Origin of the sequence: Actinoallomurus acaciae (assembly GCF_042429965.1) — a bacterium.
Classification (GTDB): domain Bacteria; phylum Actinomycetota; class Actinomycetes; order Streptosporangiales; family Streptosporangiaceae; genus Actinoallomurus; species Actinoallomurus acaciae.
In genome coordinates, this window is the sequence record NZ_JBHLZP010000124.1 from 1 (window position 1) to 17,969 (window position 17,969).

Sequence of the window (17,969 nt, forward strand, 5' to 3'; positions counted from 1 at the left end):
GACGGAACACCCAGTAGGTCCAGCCCTGGTAGAGCAGCACCATCGGGGTGATCGCCAGCGCGACGATCGTCATGATCTTCAGCGTGTACGGCGAGGCGGCGGCGTTGGCCGTGGTGAGCCCGTTCGCCGCGGCGATCGTGGACGGCATGACGTGCGGGAACAGCGCGAGGAACATCGTCACGACGGCGAGCACGATGGCCGCGCCGGTGCCGGCGAAGGCCCAGCCCTCGCGGCCCCGTGCGTTCGCCAGCGCCGCGCCGACCAGCGCGAGGGCCGCCGCCGCGACGGCCGGCCAGGTGGCGGGCTTGCCGTACAGCAACTGGGTGAGCAGCAGGAACGCCCCGCCGACCACGATCGCGACGGCCACCGCGAGGCGCGCGGCCCGATTGGCCCGCCGCCGCACCTCGCCGGTCGTCTTGAGCGCCACGAAGACCGCGCCGTGCAGGAGGAAGAGCGTCAGCGTCGCGAGCCCGCCGAGCAGCGCGTACGGGTTGAGCAGGTCCACCACGGTCCCCGCGTACTCGTGGGCGGCGTTCAGCGGCACCCCGCGGACGAGGTTCGCGAACGCCACGCCCCACAGGAACGCCGGTACGAGGCTGCCCCAGAACAGCGCCCGGTCCCAGCGGCGGCGCCAGGCCTTGTCCTCGCGTTTGCCGCGGTACTCCAGCGCGACGGCGCGCACGATCAGCGCGAGCAGGATCGCCAGCAGCGGCAGGTAGAAGCCGCTGAACAGCGTGGCGTACCACTCCGGGAACGCGGCGAAGGTGCCCGCGCCGGCGACGATGAACCACACCTCGTTGCCGTCCCAGACCGGGCCGATCGTGCCGAGGAGCACGCTGCGTTCGGCGTCGCTGCGGCCGAGCACCGGCAGCAGGACGCCGACCCCGAAGTCGAAGCCCTCCAGGAAGAAGTAGCCGGTCCACAGGAAGGCGATGATGATGAACCAGACGGTCGTGGCGGCCATGACGCGCCCTCCTCTCTCAGTAGGCGAATGTGAATGACGGTTCGGCGCTGTCGTCCCCGCCGAGGGCTTCCTCCTCCGTGGGCGGACCGGCCTTGGCGTACTTGGCCAGGAGCCGCGTCTCGATCACGAGGAGCACGCCGTACAGGACGGTCAGCGACAGGAGCGAGACGAACATCGAGGTCGCGCCGACGCCCGGCGAAACGCTCGCGGACGTCTTCAGCACCCCGTACACCGACCACGGCTGGCGGCCCATCTCGGTGAAGATCCAGCCGGCCGAGTTGCCGATGAACGGCAGGGTGAGCGAGACCACGCCGGCCCGCCACACCCAGCGGTTCGCGGGGAGCCGCCCGCGCCGGGTGAGCCACAGGCCGAGCAGGGCGATGCCCGCGGTGAGGAACCCGATGCCGGCCATGATCCGAAAGTTCCAGTACGCGATCGGGATGATCGGCCGGTATTCGCCCGCGCCGTACTTGGCCTGTTCGGCGGCCTGCACGTCGTCGATGCCGAGCACCTTGCCGTCGAAGTGGCCGGTGGCCAGGAACGACAGCACGCCGGGCACCTTGACGCTGAAGATCTCGCGGCCTCCGTTGAGCGTGCCGACGGTGAAGATCGAGAAGGAGGCGGGCCGCTCGGTGGTGTACAGCGCCTCTGCGGCGGCCATCTTCATCGGCTGCTGCTCCGTCATGACCTTGCCCTGCAGGTCGCCGGTGATCGCGACGCCGAGCGCGGCGACGAACGTGACGACCAGTGCCATCCGCAGCGACGGCCGGAAGACCTCGACGTGCCGACCCCGGGCCAGGTGCCAGGCGCTGACCCCGACGACGAACAGGCCGGCGGTGACGAAGGCGGCGGTGATCGTGTGCGGGAAGGTGACGAGCATGGTCGAGTTGGTCAGCACGGCCCAGAAGTCGGTGAGCCGGGCGCGGCCGGTGGCGGTGTCGAGGTGGTAGCCGACCGGGTGCTGCATCCAGGAGTTGGCGGCGAGGATGAAGTACGCCGACAGCAGGGTCCCGACCGAGACGATCCAGATGCAGGCGAGGTGGATCCGCTTGGGCAGCCGGTGCCAGCCGAAGATCCACAGGCCGAGGAAGGTCGACTCGACGAAGAAGGCGAGCAGGCCCTCGATCGCGAGCGGCGCCCCGAAGATGTCGCCGACGAACCGGGAGTAGGCGCTCCAGTTCATCCCGAACTGGAACTCCTGCACGATGCCCGTCACGATGCCCATGGCGAAGTTGATCATGAAGAGCTTGCCCCAGAACTTGGTGGCACGCAGGTAGTGCGGCTTGCCGGTACGCACCCACGCCGTCTGCAGCCCCGCGACGAGGGCGGAGAGCCCGATCGTCAGGGGGACGAAGAGGAAGTGGTAGACGGTGGTGATCCCGAACTGCCACCGGGCGATGTCGAGCGGATTCATTCCGCGGCCCCCATCTAACTACTACGGCGTGTAGTACTACGTCTCGTCGTAATACTACCGGCTGTAGTACTACTGATCGTAGTTACCTCGGCCACACCTCTGCTCCGGCGACAGGGGACCTTGCCGCCGTCGGCGTCAGCGGCCCCAGCAGAGCCGTTGAGCGTCGTGAGCGAGCTGAACCCCGTTCCGTGAAATCCCCACCTTCGCGGAGGTGGTGAACGCGGTGCCCGAACGGGTCGTAGGTCCACGTCGCGTCGGCACCGGACGGTGTGGGCGGCGTTGTCGGTGCGGGAAGAGATCTGCCCGGCGGCGTCGACGTGTTCGACGAGGTTGCCCTCGGCGTCGTACCGCCAGTGTTCGGTCGCTCCCGAGGGCATAGTGCGCCAGGCCGGGTCGGTGACGGCCGCCGTCCGCCCGAAGACGTCGCGGTTCCCGGCCTCGTCACGGTCGTACCGCGTAGTGCGGCCGAGCGGGTCGGTGCGGCTCAGCAGCCGGTCGTGGCGGTCCCATTCCGACCGTGTCGTGTGCCCCAGCGGATCGACCTGGGCGACAGGAGGTCGATCCGATTCCCGTTCCGGTCCGCCTTGGCCGCCAGCGGTCGGGGGCGCCGGGGCCACGGCCGACACGAAGGACACGCCGTGCCCGTCGATCTCCAACCGCTGATCCAGCGTCGGCGCCCGGTCGCTCCGGCCACCGCCCGCTCCTCGGTCTAAGTATCAGGAGAACCCGTCATATCGGGCCGAGGAATCCTCATACCGCAACGGCACCCGCATCCCGGTTCGGGGGGCCACGGACCGCATCGACGTGGTGCCGTTTCAGGGATCAGGTCGTCGTGACGGCGGTGAGGAGGCCGACCGAGACGCGGAAGTGGTGGTCCTCCTGTGCGCCCCTGGCGACGACCAGCCAGTTGTCGGGGCCGGTCTGGAACACCTGCCGGCCCCTGACTCGTCTCGGGTGCTTCGGCCGGTGCGTCAGCGCGGCCTCGGCGGCGAGGCGGCGGGCCTGCCCGACATCGGGCCCGGCCGGGTGCGTCGCGGTCAGGGACCACGAGATGGACTGCCCCTTGGTGACCTTCTCCTCGACCAACACGTACCACTGGTCGGGTGGGACCGGTTGCTGCTGTTCCATGTACCGATGATGGCGTACGCGCCGGTTTTGTCTCAGGAGGCGTCCGTCGCTCCACCTCTGGAAAACAGTGAGGCGAACTGATCTAATGACTTGACCTCTTGCCAAGGATCCCCCTAATCCTCAGGAGACTCGGTTGAGATCGTCGACGCCCCTCGTCCCCGCAATCGTCGCCGGCCTGCTCGCGCTGGGCCCGGTCGCTCCCGTGGCCGCTCAGGCCGCCGCTCCCGCCGCCGAGCAGCAGGTCTGCGCCGGAGTACCCGCGCCGAAGCTGCGCTCCGTACGGCCGGACGCCCGGCTGACCGGCCTGTTCACGAACTACGGCAACAGCAACCGCCGGCTGGATGACTGGACCGGCGCCGACGGCACGTACTCGGTCAGGCTCCGGGACGGCCGAGACCTCTGGATCTACTCCGACACCTTTCTCGGCCGGGTGAACGCGGACGGCACACGACCGCCGACGGTCGACGACGGCGGCACCACCCCGTTCATCAACAACAGCTTCATCCTCCAGCAGGGCGACCGCCTGACGACCGAGCACGGCGGCACCGCGAAGAACCCGACGGCCCTCCTGCCGCCGCCGGACAAGGACCACTGGTACTGGGCCGGGGACGCCACGGTCGCGGGCGACAAGGTGGAGGTGACCTACCAGGAGTACGAGCGGTTCGGCCCGGGGACCTGGGACTGGCGCTGGAGCCGCAACGTCGTCGCCCGATTCTCGCAAAAGCACCTGTCAAAGCCGCTCAGCGTCACCCCGTTGCCGTCGGGCCGGCAGGTCGCCTGGGCGTCGGCGCTACGGCGTGACGGCGACTACACCTATGTCTACGGCGTCGAGGATCACGACGCGACCAAGTACATGCACATCGCCCGGGTGCGCGGCGAGAGCCTGCTCGGCCCATGGGAGTACTACGCCGGGAACGGCACGTGGTCGACGTCCGAGCAGGATTCCGTCCCGGTGATGGACGGCGTCGCCAACGAGTACAGCGTGAGCCGGCGTGGCAGGGTCTACGTACTGGTCACCCACGACACCACGCAACGGCTCGGCAACGAGATCGTCGCCTACTACTCGTGCACTCCCTACGGTCCGTTCGTCGACAGGACGCACGTCTACTCGACCCCGGAGACCGGCCCGGACGGCACCTACCATGACGCCAATGTGTTCACGTACAACGCCCACGCACACCCGGAGATCGCGCGTCCCCACGGTGACCTGGTCGTCTCCTACAACGTGAACAGTCTTGAGCCGACGGACCTGTACGCGAACGCCGGCATCTACCGGGCCCGTTTCCTGGACCTGGCGTTCGGCTGATGTACCGGCGTAACTGGCGCTGCCGGATTCATGAGATCACCCTCGCGGGTCTGCGGGCCATCGTGCTGGAGAACGAACTGCTGCGGGTGACCGTCCTGGCCGACAAGGGCGGGGACGTCGTGGAGTTCTGCCACAAACCCCGTGACGTCGACTTCGCCTGGCTCGCGCCGCGCGGCCTGCGTGATCCGCGCGACGTCGCAGGTGGTGCCGCCGACGACGCGGCACTCTTCCACGACCAGTACGAAGGCGGATGGCAGGAGGTCTTCCCGAACGGCGGCGCCCCGTCCACCTACCGCGGTGCCGCCCTCGCCCAGCATGGCGAGGTCGCGGGACTTCCCTGGGACGCGGTCATCGTCGACGACGATCCGGACCAGGTCGCCGTACGGCTGACGGTCCGCACGCGGCGCCTTCCGTTCCGGTTGGCCAAGACCTTCCGGCTCGTGTCCGGCGAGCCCACGCTGGTGCTGGAGGAGGAACTGCGCAACGAGTCCGGCGTGGACCTGGACGCCATGTGGGGCCATCACATCGTCTTCGGCGCGCCGTTCCTGCGCCCCGGCGCGAAGATCCGTATGCCTGAGGGCGTGCGCGTGATCCCGCACGAGACCGCGATCAACCCACCCGAGCGGCGCGTACGCGAGGCCGGGCCCTGGCCGATGCCCGACGGCACCACCGACCTCGGCGTCGTGCCCGAACCGGGAACGCCGAGCGACATCGTCTACCTGACCGGCTTCGCCGAAGGGTGGTACGAGATCGCGGACGCCCTGAGGGTGGAATGGGACGCGAAGGTCCTGCCGTACGTGTGGATGTGGCAGGAACTGGGCGCGTGGCGCGACTACCCCTGGTGGGGCGAGGCCTATGTCGTCGGGCTCGAACCGTTCTCGAGTTTCCCGACGAACGGGCTGGCCGAGGCGGTGGAGAACGGGTCGGCACTGCGGGTGCCGGCCGGCGGCGACCGGACCCTGTCGCTGCGGGCGACGGTGCTGGAGGAGAGATGAAGCCACTCGACGGCAAGGTCGCACTGGTGACGGGTGGGTCGCTCGGCATCGGCCGGGCCGTGGTCGAACGGCTCGCCGACGACGGCGCGGCCGTCGTGTACTGCGGCCGGGAACCCGGCCCGGCCGGCGACGGAGTGCACGGCGTCGTCGCCGACGTCACCGACGCCGGCCAGATGCGCGACCTCGTGGCGGAGACGGTGTCCCGGTTCGGCGGCCTCGACATCGTCGCGAACTGCGCGGGCATCCAGCGCTACGGCACGGTCGAGGACACGACCGAGGAGTTGTGGGACGAGGTCCTGGCCGTCAACCTGAAAGGGATCTTCCTGGTCTGCAAGGCGGCAGTGCCCGAGCTGCGCAGACGCGGCGGCGGATCGATCGTCAACATGTCATCGGTGCAGGCGTTCGCCTCGCAGACGCGGGTCGCGGCCTACACCGCGAGCAAGGCCGCGATCAACGGGCTGACGCGGGCGATGGCACTCGACCACGCGCCGGACGGGATTCGCGTCAACGTCGTCTGCCCGGGCTCGGTGGACACGCCGATGCTTCGCTGGGCGGCCGACAGGTTCCGCGGCGAACTAAGCCAGGACGCGCAGGTGGCCGAGTGGGGGCGGGCGCATCCGCTCGGCCGGGTCGCGCGGCCCGAAGAGGTGGCCGAGGTCGTCGCCTTCCTGGCCGGCCCGCGCTCGTCGTTCATCACCGGCGCCGAACACAAGGTCGACGGCGGACTGCTCGCCCGCAACCCCGCCGCCCTCCCGGAGGACTGAATGCGCGTCTTCTACGACGGAATCTTCACGACGCCCCGTCTCGACCACCCCGAGGGCGTCGCGGTGCACTCGGACGGCAGCGTCTGGTGCGGAGGCGAGGCCGGCCAGCTCATCCGCATCGCCCCGGACGGCGGATCGGCCGAACAGGTCGCCTCCACGGACGGGTTCGTGCTCGGCATCGCCTTCGACCCGGCCGAGACGGCGCTGTACGCCTGCGACATCGCGCACCGTGCGGTGTTCCGCCTCGACCTGGCCTCGGGCGAGCTGTCGTCATTCGCCGACGGCGCGGACGGGCACCGGTTCCGCAACCCGAACTTTCCCGTGTTCGACCCGGCCGGCCGGCTGTACGTGTCCGACAGCTATCCGGCCGACGAGCCCGGGCCGCCGGTCTTTCGGTTCGACCCCGACGGCACCGGCGCCGTGTGGTTCGCCGAACCGTTGAACTTCGCCAACGGCCTGGCACTCCTGCCGGACGAGGCGTTGTACGTCGCCGAGTCGTTCCTGCCCGGGGTCAGCCGGATCGAGATCCGGCCCGACGGCACCGCCGGGGCCCGTACCGTCGTCGCCACCCTGCCGGGCACCGTGCCGGACGGCCTGGCCTTCGGTCCGGACGGCCTGCTGTACGTGGCCTGTTACGAGCCGAGCCAGGTGCTCCGGCTGCGGCCGGACGGCCGCGTCGAGACCGTCGCCCACGACCCGACCGCCCACACCCTCTGTCACCCCACCAACATCGCCTTCCGGGGAGACACGGCCTTCACCGCCAACCTCGGCCGCTGGCACATCACCGCCCTCGACCTCGCCCCGTGACAGGCGGCCGGGCCGCCGCCTCGCGGCGGCCCGGCGGGCTCAGTCGATGGGGGCGAGCTCGGCGGCCGGGTCGTCCCAGCGGTCGTTGGGCACGAGGGGGTACCAGCCGGGGCGGGAAGGATCGCGGTCGTACGGGTAGGGCCCGAGTTCGCGATAGAGCTCCGCGTACTCGGCGACCTTGTCGCGGTCGAGGCGGACGCCGAGGCCCGGCGTTTCGGGGACGGCGATCCGTCCGTCCCGGTAGCGGAACCTCCCGCCCACGATGACGTCATCCATCAGATGGTGGTAGTGCGCGTCGGCGGCATAGGTGAGATTCGGCAGCACCGCGCCGAGGTGAAGCATGGTGGCGAGCTGGATGCCCAGTTCACCCGAGGAGTGCACGGACACGCCGAGGTGGAACGTCTCGCACACCGAGGCGGCCTTCAGGCACGGGCGGATGCCGCCCCAGAAGGTCGTGTCGAGCAGCACCACGTCGGCGCTACGGCGCAGGACGTTGCTGGCGAGCTGCTCGAAGTTGACCACGACCGTGTTGGTGGCGAGCGGGACGCGGACCCGGCCGCGCACCTCCCGCATCGCCTCCAGCCCGAACACCGGGTCTTCGAGGTAGTCGTTGTTCAGCCCCTCGATCGCCTTGCCGAAGCGGATGCCCTCGGCGAGGCTCAGCACGCCGTTGGGGTCGTAGCGGAGCAGGTCCTCCGGCAGGGCCGCGGCCAGGGCGCGGTAGCACTCCAGCTCGTACTCCGGCGGGTACAGGCCGCCCTTGAACTTGTGCACGGTGAACCCGTGGGCCCGCTTGAGCGCCACCGCGTGCGCGGCGAGCTGCTCGGGTGTGCGCACCTCCGCGGCGCCGTGCCGCGGGTCCGGGTAGCGGTAGAACAGGTACGAGGCGAACGGGACCGTGTCCCGGACCTTCCCCCCGAGCAGGTCGTACACGGGCACGCCGAACTGCTGGCCGATCAGGTCGAGACACGCGAACTCGATCGCGGCGAGCAGCTGGACCCGGTTGTTGTAGAGCGACGCCGTGGGGTTGGCGATCTTGAAGCGGAGCGCCTCGAGCTCGAACGGGTCATGGCCGACGAGGTAGGGCGACAGCGCGCGGAACGCGGCTTCGGCGCTCTCTCCTCCGCCGCCCATCTCGCCGAGTCCGACCAGGCCGTTGTCGGCCTCGACCTCGACGATCGTGCGAACGAACCGGCCCCAGTGGGCACCGTTGCTGTGGCGCAGCGGTGCCTCCAGGGGGACGGCGACCGTCGTGGCCCGGATATCGGAGATCTTCACTCGGCTCCCTCAAGCTTCACGATGACGGCCGCGACTCCGCGTGCCGGTATGGAGACCCGGACGGCGCCGTCGCGGACGCGGAGCTCTCGCGTGTCCTGTTCGAGGCCGGCGCTCTCATGCGCCTGCCGGAGCCCGGGAACGCGCAGCTCGGCCTCGACCGGATCGGCGGCCAGCGACTGGAGCCGCACGACGAGGTCCTCACCGTGGCGCGAACGGCCCACGGAGGTGACGAGGACGTCCGGCTCGTCGACCGTCACGAGTTCGCCCGCCGGAGCCGTCGCGGCCGAGCCGGTGGCGAGCACCGCGATCAGCGGATCGGTCAGGCCGGCCGCGGCCGCGGCGCCGAGGCGGGCCGCGGGCACGCCGGTCGCCGAGGTGATGGAGTACCGGAAGGTCGTCTCCCCCTGTTGCTGGGAGGGGAAGTTGGTGTCCCAGATGTTGTTCAGGGCCCAGGAGTAGATCGTGCCCGGTTCGCGGTCGAGCGTCGGCGGGAACGGCGCGTACGGCATGTGGATCGTGCCGAGCTGGACCAGCGGAGCCTCCAGCGTCGCCCACGCCACCGACAGGTCCCGGTCCTGGAAGGCGATCCAGTGCCGGATCGGCAGCATGTGGGTCGCGGACCCGGGGACGCGGGCGATGTCGGCACCGCCGACACCGCCGGTCAGCTCCCAGGCGGCCGGTGGTCCGGACGCCGCGAACGGGAAGGCGAAGAAAACCGCCTCCTTGCCAGAATTGCCCTGCTTGGCGAGCTGGATACGCACGTCGAGGCGCGCGACCCCGGCGGGCAGCTCGATCGTCGTGCGGATCCAGTCGACGCCCTTGCCGTTCGCCTCCACCACCAGGCGTTCGCCGGCGGCCGTGCGCTCGGCCTTGGTGATCACGGCACCCGTGCCGATCGCCCGGTCGCCGAGCAACGTCTTGTCGGACGCGGGCACGTGCCCGGACAGGTGGTTGAAGTGCGGAGCCGTGGCGTATCTGTCGTAGATGTACTGGCCGAAGCCGGCGACCGCGTCCGAGTTGACCAGTTCCCGGCCGGCGGCCTTGTCGAAGATCGACCGGAGGAACCCCTCCCGGATGTCGTACTCCACCCGGTAGAACTCGTTCTCGATGATTCCGGCGTTGTCGAGCTCGGTGGCCGCCGGTGCCGGTTCGTCGGCGCCGACCACGTCCAGCCGGACGTGGCCGATCCCCGGAACGCCGGAGATCACCGCCTCGAGGTTGCGGCCGATGGGACGGCTCGGCCAGTCGTCGGGGTCGACGACGGCCTCGTGGTGCGGCACGCGCTCGCCGGTCCGCGCGTCGACCAGCGCCACCGGCACGTCCAGAGGCACCACGTCGCGCGGCAGGAAGGCGGTGACGACGTCGGTGCGTTCGGCGGTGCCCGTGTTGACGACCAGGAACGAGGCGAGCGCGCCCGGTCCGGCGGCGCAGCTCGCACCGAGCCGCCGCGTCCCCGCGTGGAGCAGGTCGGCCGCGTCATCGTAGGTCGCGTAGCCGACCGCGGACTTGCGGGTCCACTGCAGGCCGCCGGAGTCGACGCCGTCTTCGGCGTCCTCCCACGGATTCGCGGCGCCCCAGGTGTGCTCGTTGAACGTCGCGGCCTTGTCATATGCCGCGTCGACCGCCTCGGTGACCTCGCGGCCTTCTTCCCCGTCGCGCGTGTAGGCCATGGCGTTCACGGTCTCGGCGGCGCGCAGCGTGCTCTCCGCACGCCGCACGTAACCGAGCGGACGGGCGCCGGAGCCCAGCCCGTCGGCCCACCAGTCCGTCCAGTCCCCCTCGTGGACCGGAAGGCGATCGGCGTGGTGCTCCTCGATGTGGGCGAAGAAGTCGGTGTTGGTGGCCATCCGCAGCCGCGGATACGCCCACTCCTCGTTCCAGCGCCGCGCGATCCGCGCCGGCACGATGCTCGGCCCGGCGTTGTCGGCGTGCGCGCCCTGCACGCGAAGGTGCACGGCGTCCAGCTCGTACGGGTCCTTGGGCACGTCCGGGCCGAGCCAGCCGAAGGTCCCGGGCCCGTACGGGTACGGGCGGTGCGCCAGCGAGTCCAGGTATCGCGGAAGCAGGTCGAGCGCCAGGTCGTACCCGTCCACCAGCCCGACGGTGTTGCCCTCCATGTACGCCATGCCGTGCGGCGTGTCGGTGAACCACACGATGAGCTCCCGGCCGCTCGGCGCGCGCCAGCGGAACGGCCGGGACAGCCGGTCACCGCCCACAAGGTAGGGCACCGAGCGGCCGGCCCAGTTGTGCGCGGCGGCCAGGTAGCGCACGCCGGCCGCGGTCAGGGCGTCGACGACGCCGACGACGGCGCCGGGCACGTCGGTGTGCATGGCCGAGCGGGTCTCGATGCCGTACCGGTCACGCAGGTCGCCGACGTGCCGGAGCAGGCGGTACAGCTCGTCGGTCGAGCACGCCTCGGTGTGCAGCTGGAACGGGAACGCGGTCACCTCGATCGAGCCCTCACGGACCCGTCTCACGAAGTCGGCCACCGACTCGGCGGGCCGTGCCGCCAGCCAGCTCAACGCCGGCAGCGACGACTCGACCGTCCAGCGGAACCGCGCGTCGTCCGGCCAGTCCTCGGTCTCGGCGGCCAGCCGCAGCGCGGCGTCGACGTAGTCGAGGTGGTGGCGGAGCACCGTTCCCTGCGGGTCGGTGTAGCCGATGTCGAGGTGGGAGTGGTGGACGACGAACACGTTCCACTTGCGCTGCGGGGTGACGGTGACGGGCGCGGCGCCGACGAGGCCGGCGCCGTCGCGTACCTCCAGCGTGAAGCGGTGCGGCTCGGCGACCTCGGGCACGAACAGGGTGCCGCCGGTCCCCGAGGACACCTGCGTGTCTCCGTCGGTGAGGACGAATTCCAGGCCGCCGGGAACCTGCCCGGTGACGGTGACGCGCACCGCCTGCAGCAGGCGTCCGGCATCGTCGCGGCGGAACAGCGGTGGCACGTCGGCGCGCACGTCGAAGCCGCGGACCGAGAGCACCGGGGTCGAGGTGTCCTGCCTGAGCGCGTCCCGGATCCCGTCATAGTCGGGAGATCCCAGGCTCGCCTGGAGCAACCGGCTGGTCATGGTTTCCTTTCCTTGGTCATACCTGGCCGAGCGTCAGCCCCTTGGCGAACAGCCGCTGGGTCGCGAGGAAGAGCACGACCGTGGGCAGCGAGACCACGAGCCCGGCGGCCAGGCCGATCGGGATCGGGGTGCCCGCGTACACGTCGGTCTGCAGCGCGGCAAGGGCGGTCATCACCGGCCGCACGCTCTTGGTCTGGGTCAGCGTGAGGCCGAGCAGGAGGTCGTTCCAGATGAAGGTGAACTCGAGGATGAAGATCGCCGCCAGGGCGCTCCGTGACAGCGGCAGATAGATCCGCCAGAAGATCTTGAACGTGGAGGCTCCGTCGATCCGCGCCGCCTCGAAGATCGAGAACGCCACTCCGGTGAAGAAGTTGCGCATGACGAACGCGGCCAGCGGCACGCTGATCGCCGTGTAGATGATGATCATCCCGAGCCGGTGGTCGTACAGGTTGGCGTCGCTGTACCGGATGAAGAGCGGTATCAGGAGCATCTGGTTCGGGATGATCGTGCCGCCGAAGATCAGCATGAACCACCAGAATCCCCCGCGGATCCGCAGCACGACGATGCCGTATCCGGCCAGCGCCGCGATCATCAACGCGATGGCCGGTGAGACGACGCTGTACAGCGCCGTGCTGCCCAGGCTCGCGCCGAGATCGGCCTTGTGCCACGCCTTCGCGACGTTGCCCCAGATCGCGAGGTGACCGGGGGGCCGCCACGCCTTCGCCGGATCGTAGGTGGTGGCGGGCCGGAAGGCGTTCACCACCAGGAGGTAAGTCGGCAGCAGCCAGACCAGCCCGAGCAGGACCAGGATCACCCTACGCACGGGCGTCCTCCTTCCGGAGCTGAGAACGCAGGTAGATGAACGACGCCAGGCCGGTCACGACGGTGAGGAACACCGCGACCGCGGAGCCGTAGCCGTAGTCGTTCGCCACGAACGTGTCGCGGTACATCGTCACGCCGAGGGTCTCCGACGACCTGCCCGGGCCACCCTGGGTCAGCACCCACACGATGTCGAACGTCTTCAGGCTCGCCACCAGCGCGAGACCGACCACCACGATGGTGAGCGGTCGCATGAGCGGCCAGATGATGTGCCGGAACAGCTGCCAGCCGGAGGCACCGTCGATCCTGGCGGCCTCGATCGGCGCCTTCGGGATCGACTGCAGGCCCACGACGAACAGCAGCGTGTTCACGCCGAGTTGCTGCCACGTCCAGACCAGCACCATCGCGATGGTGTTGCCCGGCCCGTACTGCAGGAACGACGTGTGCCCGCCCGGCAGGCCGAGTGCGCCCAGGAGCTGGTTGGCGACACCGTCCTTGGTGAGGATGAAGCTCCACACCAGGCCGAGGCCCGCGCCGGACAGTGCGTACGGGAGCATGAACGGCAACCGGTACCAGGTGCCGCCCTTCAGGTCATAGGACAGGACCGCGACCAGCAGACCGAGCCCGACCGGCAGCAGGAGGGTGCCGACGACCCAGAGCAGCGTGTTGCGTACGGACGTGAGCAGCGCCGGGTCGTCGAGCAGGTCGCCGAAGTTCTTCAGACCGACGAACTCCGGCGAGGTCAACCCGTCGTACCTGGTCAGGCTCAGGTAGGCCGTCCACAGAAACGGCAGGTAGAGCAGGACGGCGACGAACAGCACGGCAGGCGAGACATATCCGATCCTGAGCCGGCCGAGCAGCGGCGCCTTACGAGCCGCCACGCCGTCAGCTCCCGGACTTGTGCTCACTCCAGTAGCCGTCCGCGGCTTTCTGGATGGTCTGCAGGACCTTCATGTACGAGCCGGGGTTGGCGAGGAACCCGCTGAACCCGTCGAGCGCGGCCGTGAGGATCGGTGCCGGGGTCGCCTCGAAGTACCGCTGGACCAGCTGGTACTTACCGGTGCCCGCATCCTTGGAGACCGGGGCGAACTCGGGATTCGCCACCTTCACCTTCGGGTTGGCGGACACGTCGCCACGCGAGGCCGACCACTTCTCCTGCGCCGCCGGCGTGACCCACCAGTTCAGGAACTTCTTGTTCGCCTCCGGGTCGGCGGCCTTGGTGAGCGAGCACAACGGACCCGTCTCGAAGATCAGCGGCGTCTTGGGCAGCGACGGGTTGACGCTCGGGATCACGAAGAAGCCGTAGTCCGAGCCGGGCTTCATACCGCGCTGCGTCAGGCTGGTGGCGAAGAACGTGCCGTAATTGACCATCGCGGCCTTGCCGTTCTTGAACACGTCGCCGGGATCGCTCGTGTCCCCGGGGTCGCTGAAGTAGCCGGCGTCCATCATCGACTTCCAGCGCGTCATCACGGCCACCACGCCGGGGTCGGTGTACTTGGCCTGGCCGGTGGAGAGGCGGTCGTACAGCGTGGGGTCGGAGCCGGCCAGCAGTTGCTGGAACCAGGTGAAGGTGAACAGGTTCGGCGTGGACTGGGTGAAGAACGCCTTCTGTCCGTGCTGCTTCAGCGTGTCCGCGATCTTGATGAGGTCGTTCCAGGTGGCGGGCGGCTTCAGCCCGTACCTCCCGAAGATCTTCTTGTTGTAGAACATGCCCCAGTAGGCGACGTTGGTGGGCACGCAGTACTGCTTGCCGCCGATCGTGAAGTACTTCTCGACGTCCTGGCTGAGATCGCCGTTCTTGATCGCCTGCTGCCAGATCGCCGAGGTGTCGGCGACCTGTTTCAGGTCGACGATGTCCTGCAGCTTCGACCCGGTCTGCCAGGTGAACAGGTCCGGCTTGACCTTGGTGCGGAAGGACGCCTTGATGAAGGCGTCATAGGTCGGCTCGTCGGAGTAACCGACCGGCTTGATGCCCAATCCGATCTGCTGCTTCGACAGCGCGCCGACGTCGTTGAAGTAGGGGGTCCAGGCGTTCTTGTCGTTGTAGAGGTTCAGCTGGGTCTTCTTCGCCGACCCGCCGGAACAGCCGGCGGTCGCGAGCACCGTCGCGGCGGCGCAGAAGGCGGCTGTCCGCAGCCCACGGATTCTCATCATGACGTCTCCTGATTCAGGGGGTGAGGCGTTTTTCGATGACGGACTTCACGTCCTCCAGATGTCGGCGCATCAGGTCGCGCGCTGCTTCGGAGTCCCCCCGCTCGATCGCTTCGAGGATCACGGTGTGCTCTTCGAAGTCGCGGGCCCGATCGTCGAAGAGCCGCAGGATCTCCCGCTGCTCCAGCGCGTGCACCGACAGCAGCGAGTCGAGCACCTCGGCGAGCACACCGTTGCCGGCGGCCAGACCCGCGGCGCGGTGGAAGGTGATGTTCGCGGCATGCAGCTCCGCGTCCTCGCCGCGAAGATGCCGGCCGGCCTCGGCGAGGACGACCCGCATCCGGGTCACCGCGTCGGGCGTGGCGCGGCGGGCGGCGAGCTCGGCCGCCTGCGGCTCGATCAGCAGGCGCGTCTCCAGGAGCTGCACCAGCCTTTCGCCGCGCAGCTCCCGGACGTTGGGATTGGGCAGCACCACCCGCTCCAGGTCGGCGCCCACGTAGATTCCCGACCCGTGCCGCATCAGGATCGCGCCGGTGACCTCCAGTCGCCGCAGCGCCTCTCGTAGCGTCGGGACGGTCACCGCGAAACGCCGGGACAGCTCACGGGTCGAGGGGAGCCGGTCCCCCGGCCCCAGACCGTCTTCGCGGATCAGCTCGAGGACCTGTTCCGTCAGCGCGTCGGACAGGTTCGGTCGGGTTACGTCGCTGCTCATCGCCACCTCGGGGCTAGTGATTAAGTCATCAAATCACTTGCCCCTCAGAGGTGTCCAGAGGTCGATCAGCCGCCCTCAATCGTCAGGTGAGAGCGCGGCGCACCGCGTCGACCTGCGCGGCGAACGCGCGCCGGGACACGGCGGCCGCGAAACCGTCGAAGCCGTGGTAGGTCCCGGGCAGGTGGTGCAACTCGGCGGGCACCCCGGCCAGGATGAGCCGGTGGGCATAGGCGATGTCCTCGTCGCGGAACGGGTCCGCCTCGCAGGCGAGCACATAGGCCGGGGGCAGCCCGCGAAGATCCGTGGCCCGCGCGGGCGCGGCGTAGGGAGAGACCTCGCCCCGGTCCGCGCCGAGGTAGTACTCCCACATCCGCGCGACATCCGCCCGGTTGAGCAGCGGCGGATCCACGTACGCGCGGGCGGACGGTGTGTCCATCCTGTCGTCCAGCATCGGATACACGAGCAACTGGAACGCGATCGGCGGGCCGCCCTCATCGCGGGCGCGCAGCGCCACCGCGGCGGCCATGCCCCCGCCCGCGCTCCCGCCGCCCACCGCCAGGCGCGGCGCCCGCTCCGCCACCGCCTCCACCACCGCGTAGCCGTCGTCGAACCCGGCCGGGAAGGGATGCTCGGGCGCCAGGCGGTACTCGACGGAGACGACCTCCACACCGGCCTCGGCGGCGAAGGTCTGGCACCGCGCGTCCTCGTTGTCGACGCCGCCGACGACATAGCCGCCGCCGTGGAAGTAGACGAGGACAGGTACCCGGCCGGCGTGTCTCGGCCGGTAGACGCGGACCGGGACACCGGCGACCGCCCGATCGGCCACATCGACCCGCGGATCCACCGGCACACGCAGACGTGCGACCAGCTCACGCATCCTCTGCCGGGCCGCCTCCGGATCGGTCAGGGGCTCGTACGGCAGTTCTTTCGCGATCGCGGCGAGTTCAGCGTCCATCGACCGTCTCCTTGGTCTGCACAAGGCCGGCGCGGAAGGTCACCGCCCAGAGTCGGACGCGCCCCGCCGCGATGGCCGCCGTTGCCGAACGACCGGACCGTCGACTCGGCTGTCGAATGACGCTAAATGATGACGAACTGTAGCTTCGGAACTACAGAACCGCTACCATTTCGTTCCCAACCGCGCGGCTCGGGATCTCTTGCCGGGAACGGGTGAACAACGCGGCTGAGGCGAGGGATCACGATAGACATGCGCGAGCACCAGGGGCGACGAAAGCGAATGGCATTCGCATTTTTTCGCTCCCGTCATCTCCCCGCGGGGACTGTCGCCGCCTCCCGCGCCGAACGGCGATCGGATGCTGATTTAGCCGCAATTCTCTGAGCCCGGGCGGTTTCCCCGACGAGCGGTGGCCCGGCTCGCGACTCCGGATTGCTCCGATCCCGTACCGACCGCCGACGAGGACCTGATCGATGTCAGCACACGTTCCCAGCCGCCAACGGGCGGAGCGCCCGCCGATGGACCGGACCCTGCTCGTCCTGCTGGCCGCCGTGGTCGTCACCGGCGGCGCCTGCCTGCTGGTAGCGGCCTCCGTACCGGCCGAGCACCGCGCCCTCGTGGCCACGGGCAGCGGGGTGGCGGCGCTCGCCCTGTGCGCCGCGGTCGCCCTCGCCGCCTACGGGTTCCAGACCGCGCGCGAACTGCGCGGCCGTATCGCCACGATGGACGCCGAGCTCGCGCGGCTGGCCGATGAGACGCTGCCCGCCGCGATCACGCGGCTGCGCGACGGGGCGTCCTCGGACACCGTCCTGGCGTCGGTCCTGCAGCCCACCGGCGCCGCCCACCGGCGTGTCCTGCGGACCCTCGTCGACGAGGTCGGCCGGGGAGAGCGCATGCGCGCGGCCGCCATGTCGGCCTGTGCCAACGCGGCCGGCCGGGTCCAGGCGCTGGCGACCAGCATGCTCGCCGACCTACGCGAGATGGAGGACCGCCACGACGAGGAGACCCTCGGCGACCTGCTCAAGCTGGACCACGCCACCGCCCAGGCGGGACGCCTGGCGGACAGCATCGCCGTGCTCACCGGCGCCCGCTCCGGCCGGCGCTGGACCAAGCCGATCGTGATGGAGAGCATCCTCCGGGGCTCGGTCGGCCGGATCAGCGCCTACCAGCGGGTCCGCATCCACTCGACCAGCACCGCGGCGATCGCCGGGTACGCCGCCGAGGGCGTCATGCACGCGCTGGCCGAGCTGATGGACAACGCGACCAGCTTCTCGCCTCCCTCCGAGGAGGTGCACGTGTACGTCGAAGAGGTCCACACCGGCATCGTGGTGACGGTCGAGGACGGCGGCCTGGCGATGAGCCCCGCCGCGCTCGACCGCGCGGAGCGGGCGGTGTCGGCGGCCTCGCTGGACCTGACGTCCCTGTCCGGGACGCGGCTCGGGCTCGCGGTGGTGGGCTGCCTCGCCCGCAAGCACGGCCTCACCGTCTCCTTCCGCCCGTCCTCGCGCGGCGGCACCGGAGTGGTGGTCATGATCCCGCGGCAGCTCGTCAGCCAGGCGACGCCCGACGCCGTCCTGGCCGGGCCTCGCGCCGCGCGGACCGGCCGCCGTG

At 69.9% G+C, this 17,969-nt stretch carries 15 protein-coding genes; 5 read left to right on the forward strand and 10 right to left on the reverse strand.

Features of this window, described 5'->3' with window-relative positions; genetic code table 11:
- From cydB to ACFFNX_RS18395, 3 genes are all read right to left on the reverse strand, one after another.
- On the reverse strand, positions 1–964 hold a 964-nt coding region (gene cydB, locus ACFFNX_RS18380), incomplete at its 3' end, for a cytochrome d ubiquinol oxidase subunit II (RefSeq protein ID WP_378203203.1).
- A gap of 16 nt (positions 965–980) precedes the next feature.
- Positions 981–2,378 carry a cytochrome ubiquinol oxidase subunit I gene (locus tag ACFFNX_RS18385; RefSeq protein ID WP_378203206.1) on the reverse strand — a complete coding sequence of 466 codons (1,398 nt, stop codon included), beginning with the start codon at positions 2,376–2,378 and terminating at the stop codon, positions 981–983.
- Between the two features lie 822 nt (positions 2,379–3,200).
- A complete protein-coding gene (locus ACFFNX_RS18395) occupies positions 3,201–3,506 on the reverse strand; it encodes a hypothetical protein (protein WP_378203209.1) in 306 nt (101 codons plus the stop codon).
- Positions 3,507–3,639: 133 nt separating this feature from the next.
- Here ACFFNX_RS18395 and ACFFNX_RS18400 point away from each other — a divergent pair, with 133 nt between their 5' ends.
- The 4 genes from ACFFNX_RS18400 to ACFFNX_RS18415 are packed head-to-tail and all read left to right on the forward strand — an operon-like array spanning position 3,640 to position 7,378.
- Entirely contained in the window at positions 3,640–4,812 is a 1,173-nt protein-coding gene (locus ACFFNX_RS18400) for a DUF5005 domain-containing protein (protein ID WP_378203212.1), read from the forward strand.
- Entirely contained in the window at positions 4,812–5,807 is a 996-nt protein-coding gene (locus ACFFNX_RS18405; protein ID WP_378203216.1) for a DUF4432 family protein, read from the forward strand. The genes ACFFNX_RS18400 and ACFFNX_RS18405 overlap by 1 nt, the downstream gene beginning before the upstream one ends.
- A complete protein-coding gene (locus ACFFNX_RS18410) occupies positions 5,804–6,571 on the forward strand; it encodes an SDR family NAD(P)-dependent oxidoreductase (protein ID WP_378203219.1) in 768 nt (255 codons plus the stop codon). The genes ACFFNX_RS18405 and ACFFNX_RS18410 overlap by 4 nt, the downstream gene beginning before the upstream one ends.
- The gene (locus ACFFNX_RS18415; protein ID WP_378203222.1) at positions 6,572–7,378 is read left to right on the forward strand and encodes an SMP-30/gluconolactonase/LRE family protein; all 807 of its coding nucleotides are present in this window, start codon (positions 6,572–6,574) and stop codon (positions 7,376–7,378) included.
- A 39-nt stretch (positions 7,379–7,417) separates the two neighbouring features.
- Here ACFFNX_RS18415 and ACFFNX_RS18420 read toward each other — a convergent pair whose 3' ends face one another.
- From ACFFNX_RS18420 to ACFFNX_RS18450, 7 genes are all read right to left on the reverse strand, one after another.
- Complete coding sequence (locus ACFFNX_RS18420; protein ID WP_378203225.1) at positions 7,418–8,656, reverse strand: enolase C-terminal domain-like protein; 1,239 nt, start codon at positions 8,654–8,656, stop codon at positions 7,418–7,420.
- Positions 8,653–11,724, reverse strand: coding sequence for a glycoside hydrolase family 38 N-terminal domain-containing protein (locus tag ACFFNX_RS18425; protein WP_378203228.1), 3,072 nt, complete (start codon positions 11,722–11,724; stop codon positions 8,653–8,655). Before ACFFNX_RS18425 ends, ACFFNX_RS18420 begins: the two co-directional genes overlap by 4 nt.
- Before the next feature lie 16 nt (positions 11,725–11,740).
- Positions 11,741–12,547, reverse strand: coding sequence for a carbohydrate ABC transporter permease (locus ACFFNX_RS18430; protein WP_378203231.1), 807 nt, complete (start codon positions 12,545–12,547; stop codon positions 11,741–11,743).
- Entirely contained in the window at positions 12,540–13,424 is an 885-nt protein-coding gene (locus ACFFNX_RS18435) for a carbohydrate ABC transporter permease (protein WP_378203234.1), read from the reverse strand. Before ACFFNX_RS18435 ends, ACFFNX_RS18430 begins: the two co-directional genes overlap by 8 nt.
- Before the next feature lie 4 nt (positions 13,425–13,428).
- Positions 13,429–14,697 (reverse strand): ABC transporter substrate-binding protein, encoded by a 1,269-nt coding sequence (locus ACFFNX_RS18440; protein WP_378203237.1) that lies wholly within the window; start codon positions 14,695–14,697, stop codon positions 13,429–13,431.
- Between the two features lie 13 nt (positions 14,698–14,710).
- A complete protein-coding gene (locus ACFFNX_RS18445; RefSeq protein ID WP_378203240.1) occupies positions 14,711–15,406 on the reverse strand; it encodes a FadR/GntR family transcriptional regulator in 696 nt (231 codons plus the stop codon).
- Positions 15,407–15,488: 82 nt separating this feature from the next.
- The gene (locus ACFFNX_RS18450; protein ID WP_378203243.1) at positions 15,489–16,361 is read right to left on the reverse strand and encodes an alpha/beta hydrolase; all 873 of its coding nucleotides are present in this window, start codon (positions 16,359–16,361) and stop codon (positions 15,489–15,491) included.
- A gap of 470 nt (positions 16,362–16,831) precedes the next feature.
- On the opposite strand from ACFFNX_RS18450, the gene ACFFNX_RS18455 reads away from it, so the two are divergent.
- The coding region (locus ACFFNX_RS18455; protein WP_378203246.1) for an ATP-binding protein at positions 16,832–17,969 on the forward strand (1,138 nt) is incomplete at its 3' end.

What these genes read in the sequence shown, in the direction of transcription:
- ACFFNX_RS18385 (WP_378203206.1), bottom strand. Translation starts at nt 2,378, where the DNA reads ATGAATCCGCTCGACATCGCCCGGTGGCAGTTCGGGATCACCACCGTC.
- ACFFNX_RS18395 (WP_378203209.1), bottom strand. Translation starts at nt 3,506, where the DNA reads ATGGAACAGCAGCAACCGGTCCCACCCGACCAGTGGTACGTGTTGGTC.
- ACFFNX_RS18405 (WP_378203216.1), top strand. Translation starts at nt 4,812, where the DNA reads ATGTACCGGCGTAACTGGCGCTGCCGGATTCATGAGATCACCCTCGCG.
- ACFFNX_RS18410 (WP_378203219.1), top strand. Translation starts at nt 5,804, where the DNA reads ATGAAGCCACTCGACGGCAAGGTCGCACTGGTGACGGGTGGGTCGCTC.
- ACFFNX_RS18415 (WP_378203222.1), top strand. Translation starts at nt 6,572, where the DNA reads ATGCGCGTCTTCTACGACGGAATCTTCACGACGCCCCGTCTCGACCAC.
- ACFFNX_RS18425 (WP_378203228.1), bottom strand. Translation starts at nt 11,724, where the DNA reads ATGACCAGCCGGTTGCTCCAGGCGAGCCTGGGATCTCCCGACTATGAC.
- ACFFNX_RS18440 (WP_378203237.1), bottom strand. Translation starts at nt 14,697, where the DNA reads ATGATGAGAATCCGTGGGCTGCGGACAGCCGCCTTCTGCGCCGCCGCG.
- ACFFNX_RS18445 (WP_378203240.1), bottom strand. Translation starts at nt 15,406, where the DNA reads ATGAGCAGCGACGTAACCCGACCGAACCTGTCCGACGCGCTGACGGAA.
- ACFFNX_RS18450 (WP_378203243.1), bottom strand. Translation starts at nt 16,361, where the DNA reads ATGGACGCTGAACTCGCCGCGATCGCGAAAGAACTGCCGTACGAGCCC.